Here is an 18845-nt window from a genome sequence, read left to right as displayed (position 1 = left end):
CCCCGGTCGGGGTGCGCCTCTTCTGTTTGCCATCCGCAACCGGATTTCTGCAGGGAGGGGCCGCAGCTCCGTCCCGGCTCTATGCCGCAACCCGACAACGCCACAAAAAAAGAGGGCAGACTCAAAGTCCGCCCTCTCGCGATGTGTCCGTTGCCGGATCATGCGCCACGGCCCGGAGTCCGAATCCAAGGTCAGTTGACGTTCGGCAGGAAGGAGTAGTTCTTCGAATAGTTGAGCATCTGCTCCACGTAGTTGGCCGGATAGCTGATCTTCACGTCGACCACCTTGCCCTCCTTCTCGACCAGCTCGTATTCGGGATTGACGAAGCCGCCGTAGGGCTCGATGTGCAGCGCCGCATAGCGCTCCAGCACCTCGTTGTGAAGCGTCGGATCGACCTGCACGCCGTAGCGCTCGACGAGCTCCCTGCCCGCTTCGTAGTCACCCTCCGACTTGATGCGCTGCACCTCGCGGAGCAGTTCGCCGAAGAGCGCGCGCAGCTTCCCGAAGTCGTTGACCACCACGTAGGTCTTGCCGTCCTGCCGGACCAGTTCGATCACGTTGTCGGTCTTGCCGTGCTCGTAGCACCACTCCGAAATCAGCTTGCGGTTGCGCATGTGCGACTCCTCGATGTTCTTGCCCGGCTCGATGCGCGCCAGCTGCGTCATCAGACCGTTCATCACGTAGTTGGCATAACCGGCCTTCGCCACGTCGAACGACGGAACGAGCCCCAGTTCGACGAGCTTCTCATCGCCCAGGTAGTAGAGGCCGAACAGATCGGCACGCGCCTCCTCGAGCGTCGAGCCGTAGCTGCGCAGCTCGGAGCCCGTCACACCCGGTGCCAGCTGGCCCGAACCGTGGCCCAGGCACTCGTGCAGGTCGGTATGCAGGTCGTCGGCCAGTTTGCCGTACTTGTCCATCCGCTCGCGGTCCTCGGCCCGCAGCACGAACTCCTCGTTGAAGCCGTTGCCGTGTGCCGCCTGGTCGTAGGCGTAGGTGATGTTGTCGATCGTTACGGATTTCGAGCCGTACTCCTTGCGGATCCAGTCGGCATTCGGCAGGTTGATGCCGATGGGCGTCGAGGGGTAGCAGTCACCACCCAGCATCGCCACCGTAATGACCTTGGCCGAGACGCCCTTGACCTTTGCCTTGCGGTACTGCGGATCGACGGGCGAGTGGTCCTCGAACCACTGCGCGTTCGACGAGATGGCCTCCGTGCGGTGACAGGCCGCCGAATCGACGAAATTCACGTTGGCCTCCCACGACGCCTTGAAGCCCAGCGGGTCGCCGTAGGTCTCGATGAAGCCGTTGACGAAATCGACGTTCGAAACCGTATCGCGCACCCAGCCGATGTTGTAACGGTCGAACTCCTTCAGGTCACCCGTGCGGTAGTAGGCGATCAGCGCCGCGATGTTCGACTTCTGCGGCTCGCGGGCTACGGACTCGGCCTTCTCCAGCCAGTAGACGATCCGCTCGATAGCCGCCGAATACATGCCGCCGACCATCCACGTCCGCTCGAAGAGTTTCCCCCCGTCGTCCTTCGTCAGCTGGCTGTTCAGACCGTAGGAGACCGGTTCGGGATCCGCGGCATCGGCCGCCGCCATCCCGGCGTAGAAACTCTCGGCCTCGGCCTGCGAAACACCCTTATAATAGTTGCTCGACGAGGTGAGCAGCAGATCGTCGCCCGCACGCTGGTTCAACCGCGTGGGATACATCGACGGATCGAAGATCGCCAGGCAGACATCCCGCCGCAGAGCGTTCAGCTCGCCGAACTTCTCCTCGGGAATCGTCTCGATGACGTCCAGCAGGTAACCCTCCGAGAATTCGGGCGTGAACTTGTCGTTCGAATAGTGATGGTGGATGCCGTTGGCGAACCAGACCTTCTTGAGGTACTTCTCCAGCGCCTTCCACTCGGGCGTCGTACGGTCACCGGCGTAGTTCTCGTAGACCACCTCGAGGGTCCGCCGCACCGGCAGGTTCATCACGCAGTTCTGGTCGAAGAGAATGTCCCGACCGCACTTGGCCGCCTCCGAAAGATAGTAGATCAGCTCCTTCTGCTCGAGCGGAAGCGTCTCGAAGCCCGGAACTTCATAACGAATGACCTTGATGTCGTCGAAACGGTCGACGATCCACGGTGCGGCAGCCTTCTGCGAGGCGTCGCCGCACGAGGTCATGACGGGTAGAACAATTGTCATGGATGCAATGGTAAAAAGCCTTTTCATGCGCTATATGGCGTTAGTTTCCGCCAAAGATAGTGCATTTTTTGAAATTTTCCTTCGTTATGTCTGCGGGAATTTCTACCTTTGCCCCGCAATCCGTTTCGGAGTGAAACGAATTCATTTTCTGAGTGAGACCATTCATTCGAAAGAGATGAAAGTATTTACCAGTGTCAAAGAGCTTCGCGCCGAACTCGATCGCACGGAGCAGTCCGGGATCGGATTCGTTCCCACGATGGGTGCCCTCCACGCAGGTCACCGCTCGCTGGTCGAACGAGCCCGGCGTGAAAACAAGACCGTTGTCGTCAGCGTTTTCGTCAACCCCACGCAGTTCAACGACAAAAACGATCTGAAACACTACCCCCGCACCCCGGAGGCCGACGAGGCGCTGCTGCGCGACGCAGGCGCCGACTTCGTCCTGATGCCCTCGGTCGAGGAGATCTACCCCGAACCCGATACCCGCCAGTTCGATTTCGGTCAGATCGACAAGGTCATGGAGGGCGCCACGCGCCCCGGACACTTCAACGGCGTGGCCCAGGTCGTCAGCCGCCTGTTCGACATCGTACGCCCGGCCCGCGCCTACTTCGGCGAAAAGGACTTCCAGCAGATCGCCGTCATCCGCGCCATGGTCGAGCAGCTCCGTCTGTCCGTTCAGATCGTCGAGTGCCCCATCGTCCGCGGTGAGGACGGACTGGCCCTCTCGTCGCGCAACCAGCTGCTCGATGCCCCCCACCGCGCCGCGGCTCCCCATATCTACGCCACGCTCCGCAAGGCCATCGGGATGTCGAAGACGCTCGACCCCCAGGCCCTCAGGGAGTGGGTCGTGCATGAGGTCGAGAGCAATCCCCTGCTCAAGGTCATCTACTACCAGTCGGTCGACGCCCGCACGATGCAGGAGGTCCACAGCTGGAACGACTGCGACCGCATTCAGGGCTGCATCGCCGTACAGGCCGGTGATATCCGTTTAATCGACAACATCCGTATCCGATAATGAAATTCCAGATCGAAGTCATCAAATCGAAGATCCACCGTGTGACGGTCACGCAGGCCGATCTCAACTACGTGGGCAGTATCACCATCGACGAGGCGCTGCTCGAGGCCGCCAACATGATCGAGGGTGAAAAGGTCCAGATCATGGACAACAACAACGGCGAACGATTCGAAACCTACATCATCAAGGGCCCCCGCAACAGCGGCTGCATCTGCCTGAACGGCGCCGCAGCCCGCCGCGTACAGGTCGGCGACATCATCATCATCGCCTCCTACGCCCTGATGGATTTCGAGGATGCCAAGCAGTTCCGTCCCTGGGTCATCTTCCCCGACACGGCAACCAACCGGCTCGTCGAATAGTCCGACATACGGCAAAACGGACTCCAGCGCCGCCAAAATTCGAAAAATCTCCCTCGAATGGGAGATTTTTCCATTTTTAGTCCTATCTTTGTCTCCATCGGACTACCCGCCTCCTACCATGGATATTACTTTGTCGATAAGCGCCTTCGTACTGGCCATCCTGGGCATCGCCGGATGTATCGTCCCGGCCCTGCCGGGAACCATCCTCTCCTACGCGGGGTTGCTCTGTGCCTACTTCACCTCCTGGTCGCAGATGGGGGCCGCCGCCATCTGGATCTGGCTCGCCGTCTGCGTGGCCGTCAGCGCGGCCGACTACTTCCTCCCCGCCTGGATGACCAAACGTTTCGGCGGTTCGCGCGCCGGATCAATCGGCGCCACGGTCGGCATCTTCGTCGGATTCTTCCTCCTGCCCCCCATCGGGATCATCCTCGGCCCCTTCCTCGGCGCCGTCGTCGGCGAGCTGATCAACGACCGCCGGGACTTCGCCAAGGCACTGGTCGTCGGCTGCGGGTCGTTCCTCTCGTTCATCGTCGGAACCGGACTGAAGCTCATCGCCTCGATCGGCATCTTCATCCATATCCTGGTCGACACGTGGCCCACGCTGCGAAACTGGGTTGCTAACGTTTTCTAAATCAAATATTATGAAAAAACTACTGGCTCTGACCGTCGTCATCCTGACGCTGCTCGCCGCGTCGTGCAGCAAGTACAAGTACGAAACGGTCGAAGGAGATCCGATGAACACCCGGATCTACACCCTCCCCAACGGTCTGAAGGTCTACATGAGCGTCAACAAGGAGACGCCCCGTATCCAGACCTACATCGCCGTGCGCGTCGGCGGCAAGAACGACCCCGCCGAAACCACCGGTCTGGCCCACTACTTCGAACACCTCATGTTCAAGGGCACGCCCAACTTCGGAACCTCGGACTACGCCGCCGAGAAGCCGATGCTCGACGAGATCGAACAGCTCTTCGAGGTCTACCGCCAGACCGAGGACGAAGTCGAACGGGAGACCATCTACCGCCGCATCGACTCGATCAGCTACGAAGCCTCGAAACTCGCCATCCCGAACGAGTACGACAAGCTGATGGCCGCCATCGGCGCCAACGGAACCAACGCCTACACGTCGCAGGATATGACCGTCTACGTCGAGGATATCCCTTCGAACGAGGTCGAAAACTGGGCGAAGATCGAGGCCGACCGCTTCCGCAACCCCGTGATCCGCGGCTTCCACACCGAGCTGGAGACCATCTACGAGGAGAAGAACATGTCCCTGACGAAGGATAACCGCAAGGTCTGGGAGGCGCTCGATGCCGCATTGTTCCCCCACCACCCCTACGGTACGCAGACCGTGCTCGGTACGCAGGAGCACCTGAAGAACCCCTCGATCACCAACGTCAAGAATTACCACAAGACCTACTACGTCCCGAACAACATGGCGATCTGTCTGTCGGGTGATCTGAATCCCGACGAGGTGATCGCCACCATCGACAAGTACTTCGGCGACATGCAGCCCAACGAGAATCTGCCCAAGCTGGAGTTCCAGCCCGAAGAGCCCATTACGGAACCCATCGTGCGCGAGGTCTACGGGCTGGAGGCGGCCAACGTCCTGATGGGTTGGCGGCTGCCGGGCTCGTCGTCCGACCCGAACGACGTGGCCCAGATTGCCAGCGCCATTCTCAACAACGGACAGGCCGGCCTGATCGACCTGGATCTCAACCAGCAGCAGAAGGTCCTCTCCGCTTACGGCGGCTACTCGAGCCAGCCCGACTACAGCACCTTCCTGCTCGGCGGAAGCCCCAAGGCCGGACAGTCGCTCGAAGAGGTCCGCGACCTGCTGCTGGGCGAAGTGGCCAAGCTCCGCTCGGGCGATTTCGACGAGGAGCTCATCCAGGCCTCGATCAACAACTTCAAGCTCTACATGATGCGCGCCCTTGAGAACAACGACTCGCGCGCCGACATGTACGTGCAGTCGTTCATCGCCGGGACCGACTGGGCCGACGAGGTGGCACAACTCGACCGCATGGCCCGAATCACCAAGCAGGACGTCGTCGACTGGGCCAACAAGTACCTCGGCCCCGAAAGCTATGCCATCGTCTACAAGCGTGAGGGCGAGGACAAGAGCGTACAGAAGATCGCCGCCCCGAAGATCACCCCCATCGTCACGAACCGTGACAAGCAGAGCGCCTTCCTGACCGAGATCCAGAATACCCCCGTGAAGCCCATCGAGCCGGTATTCGTCGACTATCAGAAGGAGATGTCGCAGTTCGACCTGCGCGAGGGAATCCACGTTCTCTACAAGAAGAACGAGTTGAACGATATCTTCGAACTGCAGTATGTCTTCAACAAGGGTACCGAGAACGATCCCGCCCTCGGACTGGCCTTCGACTACCTGAGCTACCTCGGAACCGAAGCCATGTCGGCCGAGCAGATCGCCTCAGAGATGTACGACATCGCCTGCTCCTTCAAGATGTACGCCGGCGGCAACCTGAGCACCATCACGATCGCGGGTCTGAGCGAAAACATGCCCAAGGCCATGCAGATCGTCGAGGGGCTGATCGCCGGTGCCGAGGCCGACGAGGCCATCCTCGAGAACCTCAAGCAGGACATGATCAAGTCGCGCGCCGACGCCAAACTCAGCCAGTCGAGGAACTTCGCCGCCCTGCAGCGCTACATGTTCTACGGCAAGGAGTACATCCGCCGCACGACGCTGACCAACGAACAGTTGCAGGCCCTCAGCTCGGAGGAACTCATCGCCAGCGTTCAGGAGCTGTTGAACAAGAGCCACGAGATCTTCTACTACGGCCCGATGACCGAGCCCGACACCAAAAAATGTCTGGCCGACTACCACAAGGCGGCCGACGTTCTCGGGCCCCTCGAGGAGAACCACGCGCAGATGCTGCGTACGGACAAGAGCAGCGTCGTGCTGGCCCAGTACGATGCCAATCAGCTCTACTACCTGCAGTACTCGAACCGCGGCGAGGCCTTCGACGTGAAGACCGATCCCGAGATCACGCTCTACAATGAATATTTCGGCGGCAGCATGAACTCGATCTGCTTCCAGGAGATGCGCGAAGCCCGCGGTCTGGCCTACACGGCCCAGGCTTTCCTCGCGACGCCCGCTTTCGCCGACGCGAGCTACAGCTACATCGCCTTCATCGCCACACAGAACGACAAGATGAAGACCGCCATCGAGGCCTTCGACGAGATCATCAACCAGATGCCCGAATCGCAGGCCGCCTTCCAGATCGCCAAGGACGCCATCCTGACCCGTCTGCGCACCGATCGCACCACGGGGGGCCATGTGCTGAACTCCTACGTTGCCCTGCGCCGTCTGGGACTTACGGAGGACCGCAACCGGCAGATCTTCGAGAAGGTGCAGTCGATGACGCTCGACGACGTGAAAGCCGCCCAGCAGAAATGGGTCAAGGATCGCCCCTACACCTACGGTATTCTGGGCAACATTCAGGATCTCGACCTGAACTTCCTCAAGACGCTCGGCCCCATCACCACCGTTTCGCAGGAGGAGCTCTTCGGATATTGATCCGCAGGGCATCATTCCGACGGCCGGTGCCAAGCCGCCCCGTCACCAACTTACGGAAAATCCCCGAAGGCTGCGGCCTCCGGGGATTTTTCATCTCCTGTCCGGAACAGAAAACGGCGCAAACCCTGTCCGAGGATCTGCGCCGTCCCGTATGCTACGGATCGCTCCGCCGCCGCATCAATAGCGGTAGTGCTCGGCCTTGTAGGGACCCTCGACCGGTACGCCGATGTAGTCGGCCTGTTTCTGCGTCAGGTGGGTCAGCTCGACGCCCAGGTTGTCCAGGTGGAGGCGTGCCACCTCCTCGTCGAGGTGTTTCGGCAGGCGGTAGACATCCACCTTCAGATCCTCCTGCCACAGCTCCATCTGGGCCAGGCACTGGTTCGTGAAGGAGTTCGACATGACGAACGACGGATGCCCCGTGGCGCAGCCCAGGTTGACCAGTCGTCCCTCGGCCAGGATGAAGATCGAGTGGCCGTCGGGGAAGGTGTACTTGTCGACCTGCGGCTTGATGTTCGTCTTCACGGCATCGGACTTCTCCAGTCGCGCCATCTGGATCTCGTTGTCGAAGTGGCCGATGTTGCAGACAATTGCCTGGTCACGCATCCGCTCCATGTGTTCGAGCGTGATGATGTCGCAGTTGCCCGTGCAGGTGACGTAGATGTTGCCCTCGGCCAGGGCGCTCTCGACGGTCTTCACCTCGAAGCCCTCCATGGCGGCCTGCAGTGCGCAGATCGGGTCGATCTCCGTGACGATTACCCGTGCGCCGTACGAGCGCATCGAGCGTGCGCAACCCTTGCCCACGTCGCCGTAGCCACACACGACTACCACCTTGCCGGCGATCATGACGTCCGTGGCGCGCTTGATGCCGTCGGCCAGCGATTCACGGCAGCCATAGAGGTTGTCAAACTTCGACTTGGTGCACGAATCGTTGACGTTGATGGCCGGAACAAGCAGTTCGCCGGCAGCCTGCATCTGGTAGAGGCGGTGTACACCCGTCGTGGTCTCCTCGCTCACGCCCTTCCACTCGGCCACCGTGCGGTGCCATTTCTGCGGATCCTCGGCCAGTACCTGCCGGAGCGTCGAGAGGATCACCTCCTCCTCATAGGACGAGGGGGCACAGTCAAGCGTCGAGGCGTCGTTTTCGGCCTTGAAGCCCTTGTGGATCAGCAGCGTGGCATCGCCTCCGTCGTCGACAACCAGCTGCGGGCCCTTGCCGCCCGGGAACGACATCGCCATGGCCGTGCACCACCAGTACTCGGGCAGGGTCTCGCCCTTCCAGGCGAAGACCGGAATCCCCTCCTTGGCGATGGCCGCCGCGGCGTGGTCCTGCGTCGAGAAGATGTTGCACGAGCACCAGCGTACCTCGGCGCCCAGTTCGACGAGCGTCTCGATCAGCACCGCCGTCTGGATCGTCATGTGTAGCGAGCCCATGATGCGGACCCCTTTCAGCGGTTTCTTGGGGCCATATTTGCGTCGTACGGCCATCAGGCCCGGCATTTCGTGCTCGGAGATCTCGATCTCCTTGCGTCCCCACTCGGCCAGCGACAGGTCGGCTACCTTATAGGGAAGCGTTGTGTCCAAAAACATATCGTTTCAATTTTAAGTGTTGTATCCGTTTCGGTCGCCGTACCGCAGCCTCCGCCGCAGTCGCAACCGCATTATTTCTCCTTCGTCTCCCCCCCCCGCAGCGGCTATTCAACTTCCTCGGTCATCCCCCACGGCAGCCCCCAGGCGGCCATTCAGACCCTTTCGGCGGCCCCCTCGGCGGTCCTCTCGGCGGCCCCCTCGGCGGCGATCAGCTCGAGGATCCGCTCCCGGTCGCGGGCGATCTGTTCGCGGAGCTCCTCCACCGTGGCAAAACGCCGTTCGTCGCGGATCTTCTCCACGAGTTCGACCCGCAGGCGGCGTCCGTAGAGCGACTCCGTCAGGTCGAAGACATGGGTCTCGAGGCGGCGTTCCGATCCCCCCACCGAAGGGTTGCAACCCAGGTTCGACATGGCGTCGTACCAGCGGCCGTCGATCTCGACCCGCGAGCGATAGACCCCATCCGTCAGCGGAAGGTCCGCCGCCACGGCCAGATTGGCCGTCGGAAAGCCCAACTCCCGGCCCAGGCGCCGTCCATGCTCCACCACCCCTTCGATCACCACCCGTTCCATCAGATCTTTTCGGTCAGTTTGCGCACCAGGCTGAACTGCGAGAAGAACTCCTTGGCGAAGACCCGCAGCACCGTATACGAGGGGATGGCCAGCAGCATGCCCAGAATCCCGGCCAGCGATCCGGCAATCAGGATCACCAGAAAGACCTCCAGCGGATGGGCCTTGACCCGCTTCGAGTAGAGCGTCGGCTGGAGGATGAAGTCATCCATTCCCTTGATGACCAGCAGCGTGCAGACGATCACCAGCACCGTATGCCCGACGGGCATCCCCTCGATCGGCGTCACGATACCCACCAGCACCGACAGAATGCCGCCGATCAGCGGTCCGGCGTAGGGCACGACATTCATCGCCCCCATGATCAGCCCGATGAAGGCCGCATCGGCCATCGTCATCCCGAAGGCCATCATCACCAGCGAGACGGCAATCATCAGCAGCAGGCTCTCCGTGAGGATGCCCGTGAAGTAGCGGCCCAGCAGCAGCGTCACCGAATCCAGTGCGCGGGTGATATTTTCGTGGTAGTGTTCGGGGAAGACCGCCGTGACCATGGCGTAGAAGAGCCCCTCCTCCTTGAGGAAGAAGAAGGTGATGAACGAGATCGAGAAGACGGCGATGACCAGCGAGACCACCACGCCGATGACCGACGAGAAGAGACGGTTCAACGAATCGAGGTCGATGATCTGACGCATGGCCGTCGTCAGCTCATCGGAGAGCGAGAAGGTGCTCTCGGGCAGGGCGAAGAGGCGCTGCAGATCATGCTGCGCCCGCGCTACGGGTTCGCTGATGCTCGACATGACGACCGTGAAGTCCACATGGGCAAACTGGTTGATCTTGTTGAAGACCAGCGGCACGAAGAGCGAAAAGCAGGCCGCGAAGATCGCCCAGATCACCACGAGCGTCACCAGCGCCGCCAGCCAGCGCGGAACCCGCCAGCCCCGGATGCGAAGATCCGACAGCCGCTTCACCAGCGGTCGCCCCATGACGGCCAGAACGGCCGATACCAGTATATAGACGACGATCGACGAGAAGTACCACACCAGAAAGAGCACGGCCGTGACGATGACCGCACCCACGATGAACTTCAGAACCGTCTGTGGCGTCGTCTTCATGGCTCTACTCCTCCACCTTGCGCAGACGGGCGATCGGCGTCTGCGAACCGATTGTCGGATCGCCGATCTCCACCAGCAGTTCGCTGTCCTTCGGAACCAGCACGTCGATGCGCGATCCGAACTTGATGAAGCCGCAGACGCTGTTCTGCTCCACCTGATGGCCCACCTTCATGTAGGAGACGATCCGCCGTGCGATGAGCCCCGCAATCTGGCGGAACAGCACCCGCTGGCCCGAGGGCATCCGCACCACCGTGGTCGTCCGTTCGTTCTCGGTCGACGACTTCGGGTGCCACGCCACCAGAAAACGGCCCGGATGGTATTTGAAATACTCCACCTCGCCCCCGACGGGCACCCAGTTCATGTGGACGTTGGTGATCGACATGAAGATCGAGATCTGCATCATCTCCTCCTGGAGGTACTCGTTCTCGCGCACCACCTCGGTCACCACCACACGGCCGTCGCACGGTGCGAAGACCAGATCGTTGTCGTGGATGCGGACCCGACGCGGCTCGCGGAAAAAGGCCACGATGAAGAACCAGAAGAGCAGCAGGAAGATCGTCCCGCCCCACAGCAGAGCCGTGCCCGACTCGTTGACCAGCATCCGGTAGAAGAGCCACCAGATCAGCAGGCACACGGCGCCCGAAACTCCGATGATCTTGTATCCTTCCTTGTTGATTCTCATATTTCGGTACGATTTGGAGTTACATCACATAAAGCATATAGACGAAGACGAACGGCGCCGAAAGCAGTTCGGCATCGAAACGGTCGAGCACACCGCCGTGGCCGGGGATCAGCCGACCGGAATCCTTGACGCCGGCCGCCCGCTTGAACATCGACTCCACCAGATCGCCCAATACGCCGGTGATCGAGGCCACGAAGGCCAGTCCGGCCCATGCCGCATAGTTGCCCTTGAGCGCCCATGCCGCAACCAGTCCCATAGCCATGGCACCGATGACGCCCCCGAAGAAGCCCTCCCACGATTTCTTGGGCGAGAGGCGTTCGCAGAGGCGGTGCCGTCCCAGACTCATCCCCACCAGATAGGCGAAGACGTCGTTGGCCCAGATGATGAAGATGTAGAACATCATCACGCCGGGACTCCACTCCTCGCTGGCGATGATCGGGAAATAGCACATCAGCGAGAAGGGAAGCGCCACGTAAACGACCCCCAGCAATGTGGTGGCGATATTGACCGCGGGATTCTCCCGGCGGCGGAAGAGTTCGCAGATGAACATCACCGGAAGCAGCAACAGCAGAAAGGCCATGCCGAAGGCAAAGGTCCGGTTGGCACTCCCCAGAATCTGGATGTCGTCGCATACGACGGCGAAATTCAGCGCCAGCAGCACCAACCCCGCAACCAGACCGACGATCCGTTGCGGAGCCGCTCCCCGCGCCTCGGTCAGGGTGTAGAATTCACGCATTCCCACGATCAGCAACAGCGCCAGCAACGCGCCGAAACTCCATTGTGACCACGCAATGGCCCCCAGGACAACCACGGCAAGGACCGCTCCGCTCAACGTTCGGACCAGCAGATTCTTCAGTTTTTCGTTCATCGGTTTCAGTAGTCAGGTCGTTACAGGTTGTTCCGCTTATTTCTCTCCCGAGGCCGGATGCTCCGGACCCTTCGTCGCGGCATCCGATGCCGCGGTGTCCGTCGTGGCGGCCGTATCAGCAGCCGTTGCCGGCTTCTCCGCAGCCGCTCCCTGTGCTGCCGTTTCGGACGAAGCCGCTCCGCTTGCAGCCGCGGTCGAATCCGTCGCAGCAGCCGGAGCCGTACCCTCCGCAGCCTTGGCCTTGGCCTCCGCCTCACGGCGTTCGCGCTCGATATCCTTCTTCCGCTTGCCGAAGATCCGCTCCACATCCTCCGTGAAGACCACCTCGCGCTGCAACAGCAGTTCGGCCAGCTCCTTCAACCCCTCCTTGTGCTCCTTGAGCACCTTCTCGGCCATGCGGTAGGCCTCGCTGATCACCCGGCGCGCCTCGGCGTCGATCTGCCGGGCCGTCTCCTCGGAGTAGGGTTTCGTGAAAGACATGTCGCTCTGGCCCGTCGAATCGTAGTAGGAGAGCGTCCCCACCTGGTCGCTCATGCCGTAGTAGGCCACCATGGCGTAGGCCTGTTTGGTCACGCGCTCCAGATCGTTCAGCGCACCGGTCGACACTTCGCCGAAGGTCAGCTGCTCCGAGACGCGGCCGCCCAGCGTGGCGGCCAGTTCGTCCATCATCTGCTCGCGCGTGGTGATCTGACGTTCCTCGGGCAGGTACCACGCCGCTCCGAGCGCCTTGCCGCGCGGGATGATCGTCACCTTGATCAGCGGGCTGGCGTTCTCCAGAATCCAGCTCACCGTGGCGTGGCCCGCCTCGTGGTAGGCGATCACGCGCTTCTCGTCGTCGGTGATGATCTTGTTCTTGCGCTCCAGACCGCCCACGATGCGGTCGATGGCGGCCAGGAAGTCCTCCTTCGAGATGAATTTCTTGTTGTGACGGGCCGCAATCAGCGCCGCCTCGTTGCAGACGTTGGCGATGTCGGCACCCGAGAAGCCCGGGGTCTGGCGCGCCAGGAACGAGCGGTCGAGCTGCGGATCGAGTTTCAGCGGACGCAGGTGCACGTTGAAGATCTCCTCACGCTCCTTCACGTCGGGGAGTCCCACCTCGATCTGACGGTCGAAACGTCCGGCGCGCATCAGCGCCTTGTCCAGAATATCGGCACGGTTCGTCGCCGCCAGCACGATGACGCCCGTATTGGTCTGGAAGCCGTCCATCTCCGTAAGCAGCTGGTTCAGCGTATTTTCGCGTTCGTCGTTGCCCGAGAAGCCGGCATTCTTGCCGCGAGCCCGGCCGATGGCGTCGATCTCGTCGATGAAGACGATGCACGGAGCCTTCTGCTTGGCCTGTTCGAAGAGGTCACGCACGCGCGAGGCGCCCACCCCGACGAACATCTCAACGAAGTCCGAACCCGAGATCGAAAGGAACGGCACGTTGGCCTCGCCGGCCACGGCCTTCGCCAGGAGCGTCTTGCCCGTTCCCGGAGGGCCCACCAGCAGCGCTCCCTTCGGAATCTTGGCGCCCAGCTCCTTGTATTTGTCGGCCTTCTTCAGGAAGTCGACGATCTCCATGATCTCGACCTTGGCCTCCTCCAGTCCGGCCACATCCTTGAATGTCACCCGTTTGGAGTTGTCCTTGTCGAAGACCTGCGCCTTGGCCTTGCCGACATTCATGATGCCGCCTCCGCCCCCGGCGCCCGCACCGCGCGCCATCGAACGCATGACGAAGATCCATACGCCGATGATGAGGATCCACGGCAGCAGGTTGACCAGCAGCGACGTCCAGTCGTTGCGCTCGTTCTGATAGACGACCGGAACATCCTGTCCCGACTGCGCCTCGGCAGCCTGCAGATCCTCGCGGAACGAATCCACCGAGCCGATCGTAAAGGTCAGCTGCGCACCCGATTCGGGCAGTCGGCGGAAGCGTTTATCCACCGAGTCGTTCCGGTAACGGTCGGCGGCCTCCTTCGAAAGGAAGACCTGCGCCTCGTCGCGGTTGATGACCTGGATTTTCGTCACGTCGCCCCGCTCGACCATCTCCCGGACCGTCGACCAGTCGCTCTCGAGCGGCCGGTCGTTCGACGGATTGAACAGGTAATAGCCGACGATCAGCGCCGCAATCACGCCGTAGACCCACAGCAGCGAGGGCCGCGGCATGTTCATTTTCGGATTATTGTTGCGTTTGTTCTGATTCTGTGCCATATTACTCCTCGTATTCGTATTTCACCATCGGGGCGTCGGCCCACAGCTCTTCGAGCCGGTAGAAGCTGCGAAGCTCCGTCTGGAAGATGTGAACCACTACATCCACATAGTCCATGGCAATCCATACGGCGTTCTGTTGACCCTCGATGCGCCAGACCTTTTCACCCAGCGTCTCAAGCACCTTCTCCTCAATACCGTCGGCGATGGCCGCCACCTGCGTCGTGGAATCGGCGTTGCAGACCACGAAGTACGAACAGATTGCACCGTCGAACCCCCGAAGGTCCAACGATACAATATTCTTTCCCTTCTTATCTTCAATCGCGCTGACGATCGTTTCGATCAGTTTGTCCATAATTTCCAATAGATGTCTATAACCTTGCAAAGGTATGAAAAGAGAATGAGATTTGAAAATTACCGGTTAAAAATCGCGTAACGAGGCCCCTTTTCCACCCCGACACCCGATTCTCCGGAATTTTTTCTACCTTTGTCCGGGAGCATCACGAAACCACTCAAAACCCGAAATGAGACATGAGACGAATCATCACACTGACTGCCATTGCAGCCATTCTGTTTGCTGCGACCTCCTGTAAAAAAGACAAGGACAACGACCGGGAAACTCCCGTCGGGACCATCCGGATCAACGACCGGAGCGAAACCGTCCACGGCGTCTATTACCTCGAGGAGCCCGCCGACGCTGAGACCGGAGCCACCCTCGGGATACTGATTCTCGGACCGGAAGGAGCTCCGGGGGCTGTCGAACCCGAATTCTATCTCTCGTTCGAACTCTCCGAATCGCTCTGCGGACAGACGATCGACCTGACCCGCCCGCTCGAATCACAAACCCGCCCGCTGCCCTATCTTTACATAAGTGCACGCGACGGATCGGACCGGTTCACGGTCGATTACGATGAAGACCCCGTCGCCGAAGTGGTCAGCAAAGGATCGTTGACGGTCTCCCGTAACGGTGATCGCTTCGACATCCGGATCTCGCTGAACTGTGCGGACGGAAACAGCCTGCAGGTCGAGTGGGCCGGAACGGCCGTCAGGCAGGCCGCACCCTGAGCCGCCAACCGACAAACACCTCCCTCCTTCGCACCCGGTCGGAGATTATGTCTGCGGCCGAATGCCCCCCTCGGGACCATGCCTGCGGCCGGTCTTCGGGACCATGCCTGCAGCCGGCCCCCGGAACCATACCTGCAGCCGACCCCCGGGACCATGCCTGCAGCCGGCTCCCGGAACTATGCCTGAGGATGCACCCCGACGCTCGCCAGAATCGTGTCGGTCAGTGCCTTGATGATCGAACTCTTCACGTAGGTGCGCCGGACAGCAATGGCGATCTTGCGCGAAGTGGCCCCCTTGCAGAGGGTCTTCAACTGGTCGCGATGTTCGGCCGGAATGTACTCGACAGCCATCTCGGGAATGATCGTCAGACACGGCGTACAGTCGACGATGCGCATCAGCGTATCGAGCGACCCCGACTCGAACGAGTAGTGCGAAGGCATCGACCGCCGAGCCTGGCACAGCTCGATGATCTGGTCGCGCATGCAGTTGCCCGGGCTCAGAATCACCAGATCCTTCAGGTCGATATCCTCGATGCGGATATTCTGCCGTTCGTAGAGCGGATTCTCGGGCGAAACGTAGACGTAGAAGCGGTCGTTGAAGAGCTCCTGCTCGAGGATCCCCTCGCCGCACGTCCCGCTGGCCACCAGCGCCGCATCGATCCGGTCCCGCTTCAAAGCATCGACGATATCCGAGGTGATCATCTCCGAAATCTCCAGCTCCACCTTCGGGTAGTCGTGCACGAACGACGGAATGAACTTGTGCAGCAGATAGGGCGCAATGGTCGGAATCACGCCCAGACGCAGCTTGCCGGCCGTCTCGCCCTTGAGTTCGGCCACCGCCTCGCGGATGCAGTTGTAGGCCTTGATCGTCTCCTGGGCCCGGTCCAAAACCACAGCCCCCGCTTCGGTCGGAATCACCGGCTTCTTCGACCGGTCAAGCAGCACAACCCCCAACTCCTCCTCCAGCGACTTGATCTGCATGCTCAACGACGGCTGCGTGACGAAGCAATGTTCGGCAGCCTGCGAAAAACTGCCGCAGTTGGCCACCGCCAACAGATACTCGAGTTGGATGATTGTCATAACAGGTATTTTTTATAACAGACATTTATTTCTCAGAACGAAGATATAAAATTAATCTATATCCTACAACTTTTTTTTGAAGCCCCGCGCTGTTTTTCGTATGTTTGTCTCCCAAATACCATTCAGATCAGAACAGTTATACCGCTATGGCAAAAATCATCCTCACCGGCGACCGTCCCACGGGCCGCCTCCATCTGGGACACTTCGTGGGCTCGCTGCGCCGCCGCGTGGAGCTGCAGAACTCCGGACTCTTCGACCGCATATTCATCATGATCGCCGACGCCCAGGCCCTGACCGACAACGCCGACAACCCCGAAAAGGTGCGCCAGAATATCATCGAGGTGGCGTTGGACTACCTCTCCGTAGGCCTCGATCCCGAAAAGTCGACCCTCTTCATCCAGTCGCAGGTCCCCGAATTGTGCGAACTGTCGTTCTACTACATGAATCTGGTCACCGTGCAGCGCCTGCAGCGGAACCCCACCGTCAAGGCCGAAATCCAGCTGCGCGGATTCGCCGAAGGGGCCGTCGAGGGCGACACCACCCAGCGGCAGGGCATCCCCGTCGGATTCTTCACCTACCCGATCAGCCAGGCCTCGGACATCACCGCCTTCAAGGCCACGACCGTCCCCGTGGGCGAGGACCAGGAGCCGATGATCGAACAGACGCGCGAAATTGTCCACAAATTCAACTCGGTCTACGGCCAGACGCTCACCATGCCCGAAATCCTGCTGCCGGACAACGCCGCCTGCCTGCGCCTGCCCGGAACGGACGGCAAGGCCAAGATGTCCAAGTCGCTGGGCAACTGCATCTACCTTTCCGATACGGCCGACGAGGTCAAGAAAAAGGTCATGGGCATGTACACCGATCCCGACCACCTGCGCGTCGAGGATCCCGGCAAGGTCGAGGGCAACACGGTCTTCACCTACCTCGACGCCTTCAGCCGCCCGGAACACTTCGCCAAATACCTCCCCGAATACGCCTCGCTCGACGAGTTGAAGGCTCATTACCGCCGCGGCGGTCTGGGCGACGTGAAGGTCAAACGGCTGCTCATCGCGATCCTCAACGAGACGCTCAACCCCATCCGCGAACGTCGCCACTACTACGAGGCCCGCATCGGCGAGGTCTACGACGTGCTGCGCAAAGGTTCGGAAACGGCCCGTGCCGCTGCGGCCGAAACCCTGGCCGAGGTGCGCCGCGCCATGAAGATCAACTACTTCGAGGACCAGCAGCTCATCGACGAACAGGCCCGCCAGTACGCCGAGAAACTCAAACACTGATCCTGCCGTACGCCGCATGGAACTCCGCGCCGACCGTATCTACGCCGCCTTTCTCAAACTGACACGGCGTCTTTCAAACCGCCAGATGATGATGCTGCTGGCGGTGGTGGTCGGTGCGCTCGCCGGACTGGGCACCTATCTCTTCGAGATGCTGCTCTACGCCATCAAAACCGGTCTGACAAACTGGTTCCCGGTCGACAGCGCCCACTTCCTCTTCCTGATCTACCCCGCCGTGGGTATCATCCTGGCCACGCTGTTCGTCCGATACATCGTGCGCGACAACATCTCCGAAGGCGTTACGCGCGTCCTCTACGCCATGTCGAGCCGCAACTCCCGCATCGCCGCCCACAACTGCTGGACCTCGATCGTCGGAGGTGCCACGACCATCGGATTCGGCGGTTCGGTCGGTCCCGAGGCCCCGATCGTGCTGACCGGAGCCGCCATCGGCTCGAACATCAGCCGGCTGGTGCACCTCAACTACAAACACTCCACGCTGCTGCTCTGCTGCGGCGCCGGTGCCGCCCTGGCCGCCATCTTCAAGGCCCCGATCACCGGTGTGGTCTTCGTGCTGGAGATCCTCATGCTCGACATCACCGCCGCATCGGTCATCCCGCTGCTCATCGCCTCGATCACCGCCACGACGATCGCCTTCACGTTCCGCGGGTTTGACCCCATTCTGGCCGTGACGCTGGCGCCCGAGGATGCCTTCGAACTGTGGCAGATCCCGCTCTTCATCCTCCTCGGCGTGCTGTGCGGTCTGATGGCCTGGTACTTCACCTCGATGAACGCCCGCATCGGCGACCTCTTCAAACGCATCGACAGGCAATACAAGAAGTGGATCCTGGGCGGCGCCATCCTCGGCATCCTGATCTTCGTCTTCCCGCCCCTCTACGGCGAAGGCTACGAAGGGTTTACCTCGCTCATGCACGGCAACGAGCAGGAACTGTTCAACAACTCGCTCTTCTACCGCTTCCGCAACATCGACTGGGTCGTCGTCCTCTTCGTCATCGCCACGATGTTCTTCAAGGTCATCGCCATGGCCTCGACCAACGCTGCAGGCGGTGTCGGCGGTACGTTCGCCCCCTCGCTTTTCGTCGGGGCCTTCACCGGAGCCTCGCTGGCGCTCATCTGCAATCTGCTGTTCCACTGGGAGGTCTCGATCGTCTCGTTCACACTCGTGGGCATGGCCGGCGTCATGTCCGGCGTGATGAACGCCCCGCTGACCTCGATCTTCCTGATCGCCGAGCTCTCGAACGGTTACGGCCTCTTCATCCCGCTGATGATCACGGCCTGCATCTCGTTTGCCGTCGACTACTACCT

Annotated in this window: 16 protein-coding genes; 7 read left to right on the top strand and 9 right to left on the bottom strand. The window is 60.9% G+C overall.

Features of this window, described 5'->3' with window-relative positions; genetic code table 11:
* Positions 1–191: 191 nt before the first annotated feature.
* Complete coding sequence (locus tag B5E60_RS00080) at positions 192–2219, bottom strand: dipeptidyl-peptidase 3 family protein (RefSeq protein WP_204246419.1); 2028 nt, start codon at positions 2217–2219, stop codon at positions 192–194.
* 148 nt (positions 2220–2367) lie between these two features.
* On the opposite strand from B5E60_RS00080, the gene panC reads away from it, so the two are divergent.
* The 4 genes from panC (at position 2368) to B5E60_RS00060 (ending at position 7105) form a co-directional block, all read left to right on the top strand.
* The gene (gene panC, locus B5E60_RS00075; protein WP_087308858.1) at positions 2368–3204 is read left to right on the top strand and encodes a pantoate--beta-alanine ligase; all 837 of its coding nucleotides are present in this window, start codon (positions 2368–2370) and stop codon (positions 3202–3204) included.
* Positions 3204–3563, top strand: a complete 360-nt coding sequence (gene panD / locus B5E60_RS00070) for an aspartate 1-decarboxylase (protein ID WP_087308857.1) — start codon at positions 3204–3206, stop codon at positions 3561–3563. The genes panC and panD overlap by 1 nt, the downstream gene beginning before the upstream one ends.
* 118 nt (positions 3564–3681) lie before the next feature.
* The gene (locus B5E60_RS00065; protein WP_087308856.1) at positions 3682–4194 is read left to right on the top strand and encodes a DUF456 domain-containing protein; all 513 of its coding nucleotides are present in this window, start codon (positions 3682–3684) and stop codon (positions 4192–4194) included.
* A gap of 10 nt (positions 4195–4204) precedes the next feature.
* A complete protein-coding gene (locus B5E60_RS00060; protein ID WP_204246418.1) occupies positions 4205–7105 on the top strand; it encodes a M16 family metallopeptidase in 2901 nt (966 codons plus the stop codon).
* 177 nt (positions 7106–7282) lie between these two features.
* On the opposite strand, the gene ahcY is transcribed toward B5E60_RS00060, so the two are convergent.
* From ahcY to rsfS, 7 genes are all read right to left on the bottom strand, one after another.
* On the bottom strand, positions 7283–8692 hold the full coding sequence (ahcY, locus tag B5E60_RS00055; protein WP_087308855.1) for an adenosylhomocysteinase: 1410 nt from the start codon (positions 8690–8692) through the stop codon (positions 7283–7285).
* 152 nt (positions 8693–8844) lie between these two features.
* Positions 8845–9261 (bottom strand): riboflavin kinase, encoded by a 417-nt coding sequence (locus B5E60_RS00050; RefSeq protein ID WP_087308854.1) that lies wholly within the window; start codon positions 9259–9261, stop codon positions 8845–8847.
* Complete coding sequence (locus tag B5E60_RS00045; protein WP_087308853.1) at positions 9261–10367, bottom strand: AI-2E family transporter; 1107 nt, start codon at positions 10365–10367, stop codon at positions 9261–9263. The genes B5E60_RS00050 and B5E60_RS00045 overlap by 1 nt, the downstream gene beginning before the upstream one ends.
* Positions 10368–10371: 4 nt before the next feature.
* Complete coding sequence (locus B5E60_RS00040; protein ID WP_087308852.1) at positions 10372–11049, bottom strand: phosphatidylserine decarboxylase family protein; 678 nt, start codon at positions 11047–11049, stop codon at positions 10372–10374.
* 19 nt (positions 11050–11068) lie between these two features.
* The gene (locus B5E60_RS00035) at positions 11069–11917 is read right to left on the bottom strand and encodes a phosphatidate cytidylyltransferase (protein ID WP_087308851.1); all 849 of its coding nucleotides are present in this window, start codon (positions 11915–11917) and stop codon (positions 11069–11071) included.
* A 36-nt stretch (positions 11918–11953) separates the two neighbouring features.
* Positions 11954–14107 (bottom strand): ATP-dependent zinc metalloprotease FtsH, encoded by a 2154-nt coding sequence (gene ftsH, locus B5E60_RS00030; RefSeq protein ID WP_087308850.1) that lies wholly within the window; start codon positions 14105–14107, stop codon positions 11954–11956.
* Between the two features lies 1 nt (position 14108).
* Positions 14109–14459 (bottom strand): ribosome silencing factor, encoded by a 351-nt coding sequence (gene rsfS, locus B5E60_RS00025; RefSeq protein WP_087308849.1) that lies wholly within the window; start codon positions 14457–14459, stop codon positions 14109–14111.
* Positions 14460–14635: 176 nt separating this feature from the next.
* On the opposite strand from rsfS, the gene B5E60_RS00020 reads away from it, so the two are divergent.
* On the top strand, positions 14636–15169 hold the full coding sequence (locus tag B5E60_RS00020; RefSeq protein WP_087308848.1) for a hypothetical protein: 534 nt from the start codon (positions 14636–14638) through the stop codon (positions 15167–15169).
* Between the two features lie 176 nt (positions 15170–15345).
* On the opposite strand, the gene B5E60_RS00015 is transcribed toward B5E60_RS00020, so the two are convergent.
* Positions 15346–16248 (bottom strand): hydrogen peroxide-inducible genes activator, encoded by a 903-nt coding sequence (locus B5E60_RS00015; RefSeq protein WP_087308847.1) that lies wholly within the window; start codon positions 16246–16248, stop codon positions 15346–15348.
* 146 nt (positions 16249–16394) lie between these two features.
* On the opposite strand from B5E60_RS00015, the gene trpS reads away from it, so the two are divergent.
* Both trpS and B5E60_RS00005 read left to right on the top strand, forming a co-directional pair.
* Positions 16395–17525, top strand: a complete 1131-nt coding sequence (gene trpS / locus B5E60_RS00010) for a tryptophan--tRNA ligase (protein ID WP_087308846.1) — start codon at positions 16395–16397, stop codon at positions 17523–17525.
* Positions 17526–17541: 16 nt separating this feature from the next.
* A partial coding sequence (locus B5E60_RS00005) for a chloride channel protein (protein ID WP_087308845.1) occupies positions 17542–18845 on the top strand: 1304 nt, incomplete at its 3' end.

The organism is Alistipes sp. An116 (assembly GCF_002161005.1).
GTDB classification, from domain to species: Bacteria; Bacteroidota; Bacteroidia; order Bacteroidales; family Rikenellaceae; genus Alistipes; species Alistipes megaguti.
The sequence above is the reverse complement of the archived record's forward strand: the minus strand, read 5'-3'. Positions and strand labels throughout refer to the sequence as shown.

Bases quoted from the DNA above. Each gene is read 5' to 3' on its own strand.
- B5E60_RS00060 (WP_204246418.1), top strand. From the start codon at position 4,205: ATGAAAAAACTACTGGCTCTGACCGTCGTCATCCTGACGCTGCTCGCC.
- B5E60_RS00045 (WP_087308853.1), bottom strand. From the start codon at position 10,367: ATGAAGACGACGCCACAGACGGTTCTGAAGTTCATCGTGGGTGCGGTC.
- trpS (WP_087308846.1), top strand. From the start codon at position 16,395: ATGGCAAAAATCATCCTCACCGGCGACCGTCCCACGGGCCGCCTCCAT.
- panC (WP_087308858.1), top strand. From the start codon at position 2,368: ATGAAAGTATTTACCAGTGTCAAAGAGCTTCGCGCCGAACTCGATCGC.
- B5E60_RS00065 (WP_087308856.1), top strand. From the start codon at position 3,682: ATGGATATTACTTTGTCGATAAGCGCCTTCGTACTGGCCATCCTGGGC.
- B5E60_RS00080 (WP_204246419.1), bottom strand. From the start codon at position 2,219: ATGAAAAGGCTTTTTACCATTGCATCCATGACAATTGTTCTACCCGTC.
- B5E60_RS00015 (WP_087308847.1), bottom strand. From the start codon at position 16,248: ATGACAATCATCCAACTCGAGTATCTGTTGGCGGTGGCCAACTGCGGC.
- B5E60_RS00040 (WP_087308852.1), bottom strand. From the start codon at position 11,049: ATGAGAATCAACAAGGAAGGATACAAGATCATCGGAGTTTCGGGCGCC.
- panD (WP_087308857.1), top strand. From the start codon at position 3,204: ATGAAATTCCAGATCGAAGTCATCAAATCGAAGATCCACCGTGTGACG.
- B5E60_RS00035 (WP_087308851.1), bottom strand. From the start codon at position 11,917: ATGAACGAAAAACTGAAGAATCTGCTGGTCCGAACGTTGAGCGGAGCG.
- ahcY (WP_087308855.1), bottom strand. From the start codon at position 8,692: ATGTTTTTGGACACAACGCTTCCCTATAAGGTAGCCGACCTGTCGCTG.
- ftsH (WP_087308850.1), bottom strand. From the start codon at position 14,107: ATGGCACAGAATCAGAACAAACGCAACAATAATCCGAAAATGAACATG.
- B5E60_RS00020 (WP_087308848.1), top strand. From the start codon at position 14,636: ATGAGACGAATCATCACACTGACTGCCATTGCAGCCATTCTGTTTGCT.
- B5E60_RS00050 (WP_087308854.1), bottom strand. From the start codon at position 9,261: ATGGAACGGGTGGTGATCGAAGGGGTGGTGGAGCATGGACGGCGCCTG.
- rsfS (WP_087308849.1), bottom strand. From the start codon at position 14,459: ATGGACAAACTGATCGAAACGATCGTCAGCGCGATTGAAGATAAGAAG.